The following is a 12,886-nucleotide window of genomic DNA, read 5'->3' on the forward strand; positions in this document are numbered from 1 at the left end:
CGAGCGATCCCAGACTCATGCAAGCTTTATCCCCTCGCACTGCGGCTTTGGCCCTTACAACGGGCCTGACAGCCGGCCTTACCCCAACGGCGCTCCTTGCCGAGACCAAGCTCACTGCGCTCGAGCAACTCGGCAAGGCGCTCTTCTTCGACACCCAGCTTTCCCAGCCGCCGGGCCAGGCCTGCGCGAGCTGCCACAGCCCAATCAGCGGCTGGACCAGCCCGCAGTCTGGTTCCGATCCTGCATCGGCCGTGGTCGAGGGCGCGGTGCGCGGGCGCTTCGGCAATCGCCGCCCGCCGATGGCAGCCTATGCCTCCTTCAGCCCGCCGCTGCACCTGGACCCGGAAGAGGATCACTTCGTCGGCGGCAACTTCTGGGACGGGCGCGCCTCCGGCTGGCTGCTTGGCCATGCCACAGCCGATCAGGCACAGGGGCCGTTCTTGAATCCAGTTGAGCAGAATCTGTCCGATGGCGCCGATGTGGTCCATCGGGTCTGCCATGGGGACAATAGCGAGGCCTTCCTCGCCTACTTTGGCACGCAGGCGTGCGACAATCCTGTGGCCGGCTTCAACGCCATCGCCCGGGCCATCGCGGCCTTTGAATCGTCTGCGGAGATGAACGCCTTCAGCTCCAAATACGACTACTACCTAAAAGATCCGGAGCGCTATCCGCTGACCGAGCAGGAAGCGCTCGGTCTGGAATTGTTTGTGCGCGACGACAAGGGCATGTGCGCCGCCTGTCATCCGCATGAGCCAGGCCCCAATGGCGAGCCGCCGCTCTTTACCGATTTCACCTACGACAACCTCGGCGTTGGGCGCAACCTGGACAACCCCTGGTACGGGATGAAAGACTTCAACCCCGAGGGCGCCGACTGGGTCGACCCGGGTTTGGGCGGCTTTCTGAAGACCGTCCCGCGCTTTGCTGATCGGGTGGAGGAGAACATCGGCAAGTACAAGGTGCCGAGCCTGCGCAATGCCGATCAGCGCCCGGCCCCGGGGTTCGTGAAGCGCTTCATGCACAATGGCGCCCAGGCGAGCCTGGAAGAAGTCACGCACTTCTATAACACCCGGGATATCAAGCCGGTGTGCGAGGAGATCGATGATCCCAAGCCCGCAGAGAATTGTTGGCCAGCGCCCGAAATCAGCGCCAATCTCAACACGGAGGAGCTGGGCGACCTGGGACTGACCGCCGAGGAAGAAGCCGCCATCGTGGCCTTCATGCGCACGCTAAACGACGGCTGGACGCCGCCGAAAGGCGCCGAACGCTAGAGTCCTAGAGTCAAACAAAAACGGGGCCCAGAGGGCCCCGTGCAAGCATGGCGCAATCCCTAGCGCACGATCACTTCCCAGCGCCCACGAACTCTGGATAGGCTTCCAGTCCGCATTCGCCGATGTCGACGCCCTCGTACTCCTCTTCCTCGCTGACGCGCAGGCCCATGGCCAGCTTGATCAGGAACCATACCAGCAGCGAGGTGGCAAACACCCAGGCCAGAATGGTGAAGAGACCGATGAACTGAGCGACGAATGACGCCTCACTGTTGGTCAGAGCCACAGCAATCAGGCCCCACATGCCAACCACGCCATGGACGGAAATGGCGCCGACCGGATCATCGATGCGAATCTTATCCATGGTGACGATGGCAAAGACCACGATCACGCCGCCAACGCCGCCGATCAGGGTCGCGGCGATCGGGCTCGGCGTGAGAGGCTCCGCGGTGATAGCGACCAGCCCCGCCAGCGCGCCGTTCAGGGCCATGGTGAGATCGGCCTTACCGAACATAATGCGCGCGGTGATCAACGCCAGCACCAGACCACCAGCCGCAGCCATGTTGGTGTTAACGAAGACTGCGGCTACCGCATTGGCCTCGCCGATGTCAGAGATTTTCAGCTCCGAACCACCGTTAAAGCCGAACCAGCCCAACCACAGGATGAAGGTGCCCAAGGTCGCCAGCGGCAAATTGGAGCCAGGAATGGCGTTAATGCTACCGTCCTTGCCGTACTTGCCTTTACGTGCACCAAGCAGGAGCACACCGGCCAGAGCCGCCGAGGCACCACACAGATGGACGATGCCTGATCCTGCGAAGTCATTGAAGCCGATGCCGTCGAGCCAGCCGCCGCCCCACTTCCAATATCCCTGCACCGGATAAATAAAGCCGGTCATGACCACCGCGAAGGCGAGAAAGGCCCAGAGCTTCATGCGCTCGGCCACAGCACCGGAGACGATTGACATGGCGGTTGCGACAAAGACAACCTGAAAGAAGAAGTCCGACATGCCGGAGTAGTAGGTCTCGCCCTCACTCGCGAGCACAGCGGCGACTTCATGGTCACCACCGAACATGAAGGTCCACTTAATGTTCGGAATGACGCCGTTACCACCGTCAGGATACATGATGCCATAGCCAATCAGCATGTACATGATGCAGCTGATGGCAAAGAGCGCGACATTCTTGGTGAGAATTTCAGCGGTATTCTTGGCGCGGACCAGCCCCGCCTCGAGCATCGCGAAGCCGGCGGCCATCCACATAACAAGCGCGCCGGAAACGAGAAAGTAAAAGGTATCCAGCGCGTAGGCGAGATGTGCAATTGGTTCTTCCACGGGTAATTCCTCCTGCAAAGGCCGCTTAAAGCGCGTCCGGACCGGTCTCGCCGGTACGGATGCGGATGACCTGATCGACCTCGAAGACAAAGATCTTGCCGTCGCCAATCTTGCCAGTACGCGCGGCATTGGAGACAGCTTCGATCACTTTGTCGACCAGTCCGTCGTCCACTGCGATTTCCACCTTGATCTTAGGCAGAAAGTCGACGACATACTCAGCGCCGCGATAGAGCTCGGTATGGCCTTTCTGGCGCCCGAAGCCCTTGACCTCGATGACGGTGATGCCAGACACGCCAATATCGGCCAGCGCCTCCCGCACGTCATCGAGCTTGAATGGTTTTATGATGGCTGTAACCAGCTTCATTGCATAAGCTCCGTAGTTTGTTTACTGCGGGAGACTACCGCTGGCAGTCACCCGCGCAATTAACCTGTCAGAAAGTCAGGATATCCGAGTGACTCAGAACTCTTTGGACCAGCCGACCCAGACCTTCGGATCCTGGTTATAAAGATCGCCCTCGTTGGTTGAATCACCATCGACTTGCTCGTAAGTCAAGTTGAAGCTGCCGAAGTCACCGGCATCTTTGCTTATGGACGCGCCCCAGTGCCAATAGTCGTAAGTGGCAGACTTTATGAACCCGTTCTCTCTGTAGAGCTCTTTGTCATTCTTGAAGTCATAGTAGCCACCGAAGACCCCGAAACTGAAATCTTGGGGAAGCGGAATATCCAGGCCGGCGCTGTAGTAGAGGTCACCGGAATCGTAGAGGGCATCCTCATTGGCCTTACCGCCCCAGGCAGTGTATTGAATTCCGGCTGATATCGCTGCTGCGCCGAAATCATAGCCAGCGGAAATGCCAATTTCCCAAAAATCAACGTCATCTGGGCTGTCAGGGTAGGCGTAGTAGATGGTGTTGATGCCCAGACTGGCGTTTTCGTCGGGCAATGAAAAATCATAGCCCGCATAAAAATCCAGCTCATAGTTCGGCGCACTGTCACCGGATGTTGTGCCCACAACAGTTGGCTGCCCCGTGACTGGGTCGCGTACTATTGTCCCGATCACATCTTGGGCACCATTATCCCAATCGATGTTCGACGCCCAGGTGCCGGCATAAAAACCGCTCTCATGGGCGGCGTCCACACCACCCTGCACGGCTGCGCCGTCACTGGTCTGTGTGACACCGCGCCACATGTAATTTGAAACAGCACCGATATTGGCACTGAACGACCAAGGCCCTTGCGCGAGCGCGACACTGGTTCCGGCCAGGGACAGCGCGACCGCGGCTGCCAGACTGCTAAGTTGACGCTGCGACCTCTTGGTCGCTTTGGTGTTTGTCATGGCAATGTTCTTCATGCGCTTCTCATCCTTCATTTGTTTGCGAGTGAGACTGAATGGGCACTAGGCTCCGCTTTGAGCTCCGCAAAACGGGAGCAGTTGAACCTCGACCACCTCACTAGCAGGACGCATGCCAGCCGCAAATGTTACGAAAAGACAACGGTTTTACGCATTTGTTGCAAAAATACATCACCATAATGCACCACAACCGTGCATCAAATGCGTGCAAGCAGGCTATTAGCGCACCAATCAGGTGCACCAATCCCCGGCGACGCGACACCTGATCAGGCTCTATAATGGACGGTATTTCCTTTACCAAGAACAGGTAGACGCGATATGTTGGACCCGAAACAACTCGATGACCTCGCCCGCCGTCTTAGCGCCGCGATGCCTAAAGGCGTGCAGGTGTTGCAAGAAGACCTACAGCGCAGCATGCGCGCAACGCTGGAGGCGGGCCTGAGTCGGCTCGACCTGGTCACCCGTGAGGAGTTCGACATCCAGGCTGCGGTGCTGGCGCGCTCTCGCGCCAAACTCGAAGCGCTCGAGGCGCGCGTGGCCGAACTCGAGGAAGCGGCGCGCGCCGCCCGGACCTGAGCCGTCGCCGCGCAATGGCCCGTCGCTCCTCAGCAAAATCGCCGAAACACCGCGACTGATCGGCAAGCAAGCGGCACGTGGGTCTCTGCATTCTCCATAGCCGTGCGCCCTATGGCATTCAGGCACTCGAGGTGATTGTCGAGGTGCAGACCGCCGGCGGGCTGCCTGCCCTTTCCATCGTCGGGCTGCCGGAGATGGCTGTGCGCGAGAGCAAGGACCGCGTGCGCGGCGCGCTGCGTAGTGGCAGCTTTCAGTTTCCGGACGGTCGCGTGACCATCAATCTGGCACCCGCGGATTTGCCCAAGGAGGGTGGCCGTTTCGATCTGCCCATCGCGCTCGGCATTCTCGGCGCCTCCGGTCAGCTGCAGCCCGAGACCATTGCTGAGCATGAGTTCGTCGGCGAACTGGCCTTGTCTGGCGCCCTGCGGCCGGTTTCTGGCGTGCTGCCCTCGGCGCTGGCCGCGCGCGACGCCGGGCGCACCCTGGTGCTACCCGCCGAGAACGCCGATGAGGCCAGCCTGGTCCGCGGCCTGCGCATCCTGCCTGCCCGCCATCTGCTCGAGATCTGCCATCATCTCAATCAGCTCGAGCCGCTCGCGCCTTACCAGCCGCAACCTGTCTCGACCACAGACAAGTCCCCGCTGGCGGATTTGGCGGAAGTTCGCGGTCAGCCCCAAGCCAAGCGCGCGCTCGAAATTGCCGCCGCCGGCGCGCACAGCCTGCTATTTATCGGCCCGCCCGGCACCGGCAAGTCGATGCTCGCCAGCCGCCTGCCAGGCATTCTGCCCCCATTGACGGAAGACGAAGCCCTGCAAACTGCAGCGGTGCGCTCGGTGGTAGGGCGCGACCAGCCTGATCGCAGTCGCTGGCGCGAGCGCCCTTTTCGTGCGCCCCATCACACCGCATCGGGCCCGGCGCTGGTCGGTGGTGGCAGTCACCCGCGCCCGGGAGAGATTTCCCTCGCCCACCACGGCGTGCTTTTTCTTGACGAGTTGCCGGAGTTCGACCGTCGGGTGCTGGAGGTACTACGCGAGCCTATGGAAACCGGGCGCATCCATATCTCGCGTGCCGCGCGCCAGGCGGAGTTCCCGGCGCGCTTTCAGCTGCTGGCGGCGATGAATCCCTGCCCCTGCGGCCACCTTGGAGACCCCAGCGGGCGCTGCCATTGCACTGCCGAGCAGGTCGCGCGCTATCGCGGCCGGATTTCAGGCCCGCTGCTCGATCGCATCGACATGCAGTTGGATGTCCCGAGACTCGCCCCAAGCGAGCTGACTGAGTCGTGCCCGCCGGGCGAATCCAGCACTGCGGTGCGCGAGCGCGTCTGTGCCGCGCGAGCCCGCGCCGAAGCGCGCAGCGGCGGCCCCAACAGCCACCTGCAACCGGCAGACATCGACCAGCACTGCCAACTCGACACGACCGGGCGCAAGCTGATCGGCACCGCCATGCAGCGCCTCGCGCTCTCGGCGCGCGCCTACCATCGGATTCTGAAACTCGCGCGCACCATTGCCGACCTTGATGACAGCGCGACCATCACCCCCGCCCACCTGAGCGAGGCCATCGGCTACCGCCGCCTCGATCGCGGTGACCTGGCGGATCAACACTTAAGCAGGACGCAGCGGCCATGATCGAGCTGCGCGATCTTTGCCTCAGACGCGGCACCAAGGTTTTGTTTGAGCAGGCCGAGTTGCGCGTCCACCCGGGACAGCGTATCGGCGTGGTGGGCCCCAATGGCTGCGGCAAGTCCAGCCTGTTCGCGCTCTTGCAAGGCGAGATCACGCCAGATCGCGGCGAACTCAGCCTGCCGCCGGCCTGGCAGCTGGCGGCAGTCGCGCAGCAAACCCCGTCGGGCAGCCTGCGCGCGCTGGATTTTGTGCTGGATGGCGATCACGCATGGCGTCGCCTGCAGACTGAGATGGAAGCCGCTCGCCTAGCCGACGACGGCCTGCGCCTGGCCGAACTGCACGATGCCTTCGAGGCCATCGACGGCTATCGCGCCGAGAGCCGCGCGGCGCGGCTGCTGCAAGGTCTTGGCTTTGTCTCCGACAGCGAGGAGCGTCCGGTCGACAGCTTCTCAGGAGGCTGGCGGATGCGCCTGGCGCTGGCGCAAGCGCTCATGTGCCGCTCTGATCTTTTATTGCTCGACGAACCGACCAACCATCTCGACCTTGATGCCGTGATCTGGCTCGAGAGCTGGCTGCGCGACTATCCCGGCACCCTGCTGCTGATCTCACACGACCGCGACTTTCTCGATGCCATCGCCACGCACGTGTGCTACTTCGAACAGGGCCGTCTGGGGCTGGTCAACGGCGGTTATTCAGCCTACGAGCGCCAGCGGGGCGAGCGTCTCGCCCAGCAACAAGCCGCCTACGGCAAACAGCAGCGCGAAATCGCCCACGCGCGCGCCTTCGTCGACCGCTTCCGCGCCAAGGCCACCAAGGCACGCCAGGCGCAGAGCCGACTCAAGGCGCTCGAGCGCATGGAACTGATTGCGCCGGCCCACATCGACTCGCCGTTCAGCTTCTCCTTCCCCGAGCCCGCGCGCGCCGCCAACCCACTGCTGCGGCTCGACGGCGTCAGCGTCGGCTATGGAGAGACCCCAGTCTTGCGCGATCTGTGCCTAAGCCTCACGCCCGGCGCCCAGATCGGCCTGCTCGGCCCCAATGGCGCCGGCAAATCGACCCTCATCAAGCTGCTGGCGAACCAGCTGCAGCCAGTCAGCGGCGAAAAGCTGGAATCAGAGGGCCTGGCCATCGGCTATTTCGCCCAGCACCAGCTCGATCAACTGGTGCCGGAAGACTCGGCGTTGAAGCATCTGCGCCGGCTCGACCCTAACCGGCCCGACCAGCAACTGCGCGATTATCTCGGCGGTTTCGGCTTTAGCGGCGAGCGTGTCACCGAGTCCATCGCTCCTTTTTCTGGCGGCGAGAAGGCGCGCCTGAGTCTGGCGTTGCTGGTCTATCAGCGCCCCAACCTGTTGCTGCTCGACGAGCCGACCAATCATCTCGACATCGACATGCGCCTGGCCATCAGCCGCGCCTTGCAGGCCTTTTCCGGCGCGCTGGTGCTGGTGTCGCATGACCGCCACCTGCTGCGGCTGAGCTGCGACGAGCTCTGGCTGGTCGATGACGGCCAGGTGACCCGCTTCGATGGGGATCTCGACGACTACCCCGCCTGGCTGGCTGCCCGCGCCCAGGCGCGCGCTGCCGCCGGCTCCGCTGACAGCACCGGCACCACAGCGCCAAGCGGAGGACAGAGTAGCGCGACCAATAGCGCCAAAACCACCGAGCGCGACGCCCGCCGCGATCAGCGCCGACGTGATGCCGACGCCCGCGCCCGAACCCTGCCTCTTCGCCGGCGCCTGACCGAGCTGGAAAAACGCCTGGACCACCTCAGCACGCGCCAATCCGAGCTGGAAATCGCACTCGGGGATGTCGCCTTGTACCAGGACGACGCCAAACCCCGGCTACTGTCGCTGATCGCCGAAAAACAGCAGGTCGATACCGACCTGGCCGCCGTCGAACAGGACTGGCTCGGCGTCAGCGAAGCCCTTGAGGACGCGGAGGCTGCCGCATGATGCACCTGCGGCCAAAGCACCCCTGGCAGTGGTGGATGCACGAATGGCACGAGCTGCGCGACCGTCGCCTGCGCCTGCCGAAATGGGCCTGGCGCGGGCTGGCTGGCGCATTGCTTGGCATGCTCCTGTTGTTCGCCTCGCCCTACTGGACCATCTGGCGCATGAGCCGCGCGGCCGGCTCCGCCACTCCGGAGGCGCTCGGCCCCTTCGTCGATCTCGCCGCGGTCCGCGACCAGATTCGCCGCCGTCTCAACAAGAACCTAAGCAGCCATATTGGCGAAGTATCAGACCCCTTTATTCACTGGATCGAGCAGGGTCTGCAGCGCAACGACGGTGCCGCCCTCGAACATATAGTCACCTTGGAATGGGTTGCATCACTGCTGCGCGATGAAGCCAGCCAGAGGTCACTGATCGATCGCACCCAGTATGCTTTTTTTGACCTCCCCAAGGGTTTTCTCATCAAGCTTGAGAACCATGGAGGTCAGCAGGTCTTCCTGCTGCTGCAGCCAGCCCCCCTGCGCTGGCGCATTACTGCAGTCTATTACTGACGCGCATGATCCCGGCCGCCGCGGATCATGGATCCCCGCCATCGATGCCAAGCGCACTTGCCGAAAGCCTGTGCGATCGGTCAACAACAACCCCAGGTCCTTTGTTACACTTTCTCCGTTCCCAGAATCCGTTGCCAGAGCTGGAGCGCCCGTTCACTGATGCCCTGTGCGCATGCGCCATGGCCCCAAGGCCGCCGAAACAGCTCTTGTTCTCTCTTGATTTCACTTTTTTAAGGTTCCTCCATGTCGCCGTTTAAAGACCTCAGCGAAGGCTCACCCAACGACAGCCTGTTCGATCTGCCGCCACTGGCGATGGATGGTCCAGGACTGGCGCGGGATTTTCAGCACTATTACGCGCACAACTTCGGGCGCGATCGCGACTGCCGCTCCACCTACTACCCGTACAAGGCGCTGGCCGTGGCGCTGCGCGACCGCCTGATGGAGCGCTGGAAGAACACCCGCGCCGCTCAGGACGACGCCAACTGCAAGCGCACCCATTACCTGTCGCTCGAGTTTCTGATGGGCCGCGCCATGGGCAACGCCCTGATGAACCTCGGTCTAACCGACGGGGCCGAGAAAAGCCTGCACGAGCTTGGGCTGATGCTTGAGGAGATCGAAGCCGCAGAGATGGATGCCGGTCTCGGCAACGGCGGCCTCGGGCGACTGGCGGCCTGCTTCCTTGACAGCTGCGCGACGCTGCAACTGCCGGTCAAGGGCTACGGACTGCGCTACGAATACGGCATGTTCCGACAGCTCATCGAAAATGGTCACCAGATCGAAGAGCCCGATCACTGGCTGCGCGATGGCGTGCCATGGGAGCTGGAACGCCCGGAATACACTCAGCGGATCAAATTCGGCGGCCACACCGAGGACACCGTCGATGACAACGGGCGCACGCACAAGCGCTGGGTCGACACCCACGACGTACTGGCCGTGCCCTACGACATTTTGATACCCGGCTATCAGAACAACACCGTCAACACGCTAAGACTCTGGTCCTCCGCGGCGACCGATGAGTTCGACCTCGGTGAGTTCAACGCCGGCAGCTACCCGGAGTCCGTCGCCGCGAAAAACGACGCCGAGCACATCACCATGGTGCTCTATCCCAACGACGCAAACGAATGCGGTAAGGAATTGCGCCTGCGCCAGCAGTATTTCCTCGCCAGCGCCAGCATCAAGGACGTGATGCGCGACTGGATCAGACTCTACGGCAAGGACTTTACTCAGTTTGCCGCGAAGAACTGCTTCCAGCTCAACGACACGCATCCCGCGGTGTCGGTACCGGAGCTGATGCGCCAGCTCATCGACGAGCATCACATGGAGTGGAAGGACGCCTGGGCCATTACCAGTCAGACCATGGCCTATACCAACCATACCCTGCTGCCGGAGGCGCTGGAGCGCTGGCCAGTGCGCCTGTTCGCGCAGTTGCTGCCGCGGGTGCTTGAGATCATCTACGAGATCAACGCACGCTTCCTGTCCGAGGTCGCCGGGCGCTGGCCGGGCGATATGGATCGCCAGCGACGCATGTCGCTGATCGAGGAAGGCGATGACCCGCAAGTGCGCATGGCCTATCTGGCCATTGTCGGCAGCTTCTCGGTCAATGGCGTGGCCGCGCTGCATTCTGATCTGTTGATCCATGGCCTGTTCCGCGACTTTCACGAAATCTGGCCGGACAAGTTCAACAACAAGACCAATGGCGTCACACCTCGCCGCTGGCTCGCCATGTGCAACCCCGGTCTGCGTGATCTGCTTGAGGAGACCATCGGGACCGACTGGGTCAATGATCTCTCACAACTCGAGCGCCTCGCCCCCCATGCCGAAGACGCCGCCATGCGCGAGCGTTGGCACAAGATCAAGCAGGCCAACAAGGAACGGGTTGCGGCCATGGTTGCCAAGACCTGCCATGTTGACTTCCCCACCGATGCCATCTTCGACGTGCAGGTGAAGCGCATCCATGAATACAAGCGCCAGCTGCTCAATGCCCTGCATCTGATCTACCTCTACGCCCGCATCAAGCGCGGCGAGGATATCGGCACCCCGCGCTGCGCGCTGATCGGCGGCAAGGCCGCACCGGGCTATGAGATGGCCAAACGCATCATCAAGCTGATCAACAGCGTCGCCTCTGTGGTCAACGCTGACCCCAAGGTCAATCAGCAGCTGCGCATTGCGTTCATTCCGAATTACCGCGTCTCGGTGATGGAAGTATTGGCCCCAGGGACCGACCTGTCCGAGCAGATATCCACCGCCGGCAAGGAAGCTTCGGGCACCGGCAACATGAAGTTCATGATGAACGGTGCACTCACCATCGGCACCCTCGACGGCGCCAATATCGAGATCCGCGAGAAGGTTGGCGATGAGAACTTCTTCCTGTTCGGTCTGACCGCCGAGGAAGTCGAGCACACCCGTGGCAACTACGACCCCAACGGCATCATCGAGCGCACCCCGGTGCTGGCCGAGACCATGGCGCTGCTTGAGTCCGGGCATTTCTGCCAGTTCGAGCAAGGCATTTTTGACCCCATCATCCACAGCATTCGCGACCCCAACGACCCCTGGCTGACGGCCGCCGACTTCGACAGCTATCGCCTGTCCCAAGAGCAGGTAGCCGAAGCCTATCAAGACCGTGAGCGCTGGTTGCGGATGAGTATGCTGAATACCGCACACAGCGGCTTTTTCTCCTCCGACCGCACCATTGCCGATTACAACCGCGATATCTGGCGGCTTGAGACGGTCAAGCCACCCGCTCCCGGCAAAGGTTGACAGGAAATCCCATGAGCAGTCCCCAGCAACCCACCCCTTCGGGTAAGGAACCGGTCCCACACGAACTCGACCCCGAACGCATCATTGATGTGCAGTTCGAGCGTGCCTGCGCGCACCTGACCGACATCGACCCGGGCCTGATCCAGGTGCTGCGGCGGCCAAGGCGCACCCTCACCGTCAATGTGCCCATTGAGCGCGATGACGGCAGCCTGGCGAATTTCGTTGGCTACCGGGTGCTGCACAACCGCCTGCTTGGTCCTGGCAAGGGCGGCATTCGCTATCACCCGCGCGTATCCTTGCCCGAAGTCGGCGCCTTGGCCGCGCTCATGACCTGGAAATGCGCCCTGGTGCGGGTGCCCTTCGGCGGTGCTAAGGGTGGGGTGACCTGCGACCCGAAGCACTTGAGCGAGCGCGAACTGCGCCACATCACCCGGCGCTTTATCTCTGAACTTGGCGACAATATCGGCCCTTATACCGACATCCCGGCGCCGGATCTCTACACCAGCTCCCAGACCATGGCCTGGATTCTGGACACCTTCGACGCCATGCACCCGGGCAAAAACAATCTGCCTGTGGTCACTGGCAAGCCGCTGGAGCTCGGCGGCTCCGAGGGGCGTGACGAGGCCACAGGACGCGGCTGCGTCTACAGCGCCGAGCGGCTGGTTTCCCTGGGCGCGGTGCCGGGCTTGAGTGAGCTGAACGGCGCGAGCGTGGTCATCCAGGGCTACGGTGAGGTCGGACGGGTTGCCGGGCATCTGCTGCACGAACTTGGGGCGCGCATCATCGCCGTCAGCGACTCGCGCGGAGCTGTTCTCGACCCCGAGGGACTGGATCTGTCCGCGCTCGCCCGTCACAAGGCCAACACCGGCAGCGTGCTTGGCTTTGACGAGAGCCGCAGCATCAGTGCTGCGGAACTGCTGGCACTGGAGTGCGATCTGCTGATTCCGGCCGCGCTCGGCGGGCAGATTCATTCCGGCAACGCTGGGCAGGTCAAGGCCCGGCTGATCGTGGAAGGCGCCAATCGGCCCATCACGCCGGAGGCCGATGACATCCTGATCGACAAGGGTATTCTGGTGCTGCCGGACATTCTCGCCAATGCCGGTGGCGTCACCGTGAGCTACTACGAGTGGGTGCAGAACATTGAGCACCACACCTGGCCGCTGGAGGAAATTAACAGCAAGCTGCGGGTGCGCATGAACGATGCCACCGACCGGGTGGCAGCGCGCTGGCGTCAATTTACCCCGCCTGCGGATGAAGCGGCGCCCGACTCCCAGCGCCGCGATCTGCGCACCGCAGCGCTGGTGGAATCACTCGAACGCCTGGCCCACGTATTGCGCCAGCGCGGCATCTGGCCGTAAAAATAATATCCGACCTACCATCTCGGACTCTAACCTGCTTTAATCTGTCGGACAAGGGTCAGCGCCGCGCGGTCAGATCGCTCACGCCTGGACCCCGAGCCACCCAAATTCTCACCATCTCTGAGGAAAC

At 62.3% G+C, this 12,886-nt stretch carries 10 protein-coding genes; 7 read left to right on the forward strand and 3 right to left on the reverse strand.

All coding sequences use genetic code 11. The features are described from left to right. The first annotated feature begins 17 nt into the window (after nucleotides 1-17). The gene (locus Thiosp_RS13595; protein WP_201068051.1) at nucleotides 18-1,268 is read left to right on the forward strand and encodes a cytochrome-c peroxidase; all 1,251 of its coding nucleotides are present in this window, start codon (nucleotides 18-20) and stop codon (nucleotides 1,266-1,268) included. Nucleotides 1,269-1,338: 70 nt separating this feature from the next. Here the strand turns inward: Thiosp_RS13595 and Thiosp_RS13600 are convergent, their stop codons facing one another. The 3 genes from Thiosp_RS13600 to Thiosp_RS13610 form a co-directional block, all read right to left on the reverse strand. After that, nucleotides 1,339-2,595 carry an ammonium transporter gene (locus tag Thiosp_RS13600; RefSeq protein ID WP_323696469.1) on the reverse strand — a complete coding sequence of 419 codons (1,257 nt, stop codon included), beginning with the start codon at nucleotides 2,593-2,595 and terminating at the stop codon, nucleotides 1,339-1,341. Between the two features lie 25 nt (nucleotides 2,596-2,620). Beyond that, nucleotides 2,621-2,959, reverse strand: a complete 339-nt coding sequence (locus tag Thiosp_RS13605) for a P-II family nitrogen regulator (protein ID WP_201068053.1) — start codon at nucleotides 2,957-2,959, stop codon at nucleotides 2,621-2,623. Between the two features lie 93 nt (nucleotides 2,960-3,052). After that, on the reverse strand, nucleotides 3,053-3,943 hold the full coding sequence (locus Thiosp_RS13610; protein WP_242518743.1) for a TorF family putative porin: 891 nt from the start codon (nucleotides 3,941-3,943) through the stop codon (nucleotides 3,053-3,055). Between the two features lie 318 nt (nucleotides 3,944-4,261). On the opposite strand from Thiosp_RS13610, the gene ubiK reads away from it, so the two are divergent. The 6 genes from ubiK to Thiosp_RS13640 all read left to right on the forward strand — a co-directional run bounded on the left by ubiK (nucleotide 4,262) and on the right by Thiosp_RS13640 (nucleotide 12,756). After that, nucleotides 4,262-4,519, forward strand: a complete 258-nt coding sequence (ubiK, locus tag Thiosp_RS13615) for a ubiquinone biosynthesis accessory factor UbiK (RefSeq protein WP_201068054.1) — start codon at nucleotides 4,262-4,264, stop codon at nucleotides 4,517-4,519. A gap of 77 nt (nucleotides 4,520-4,596) precedes the next feature. Next, complete coding sequence (locus tag Thiosp_RS13620) at nucleotides 4,597-6,144, forward strand: YifB family Mg chelatase-like AAA ATPase (protein ID WP_201068055.1); 1,548 nt, start codon at nucleotides 4,597-4,599, stop codon at nucleotides 6,142-6,144. Beyond that, entirely contained in the window at nucleotides 6,141-8,093 is a 1,953-nt protein-coding gene (locus Thiosp_RS13625) for an ATP-binding cassette domain-containing protein (protein ID WP_201068056.1), read from the forward strand. The genes Thiosp_RS13620 and Thiosp_RS13625 overlap by 4 nt, the downstream gene beginning before the upstream one ends. Further along, nucleotides 8,090-8,641, forward strand: a complete 552-nt coding sequence (locus Thiosp_RS13630) for a DUF2939 domain-containing protein (RefSeq protein WP_201068057.1) — start codon at nucleotides 8,090-8,092, stop codon at nucleotides 8,639-8,641. Before Thiosp_RS13625 ends, Thiosp_RS13630 begins: the two co-directional genes overlap by 4 nt. A 243-nt stretch (nucleotides 8,642-8,884) precedes the next feature. Beyond that, on the forward strand, nucleotides 8,885-11,398 hold the full coding sequence (locus Thiosp_RS13635; protein ID WP_201068058.1) for a glycogen/starch/alpha-glucan phosphorylase: 2,514 nt from the start codon (nucleotides 8,885-8,887) through the stop codon (nucleotides 11,396-11,398). Between the two features lie 11 nt (nucleotides 11,399-11,409). Further along, nucleotides 11,410-12,756, forward strand: coding sequence for a Glu/Leu/Phe/Val family dehydrogenase (locus tag Thiosp_RS13640; protein WP_201068059.1), 1,347 nt, complete (start codon nucleotides 11,410-11,412; stop codon nucleotides 12,754-12,756). Nucleotides 12,757-12,886 lie beyond the last annotated feature (130 nt).

This window comes from Thiorhodovibrio litoralis (genome assembly GCF_033954455.1).
Classification (GTDB): Bacteria; Pseudomonadota; Gammaproteobacteria; order Chromatiales; family Chromatiaceae; genus Thiorhodovibrio; species Thiorhodovibrio litoralis.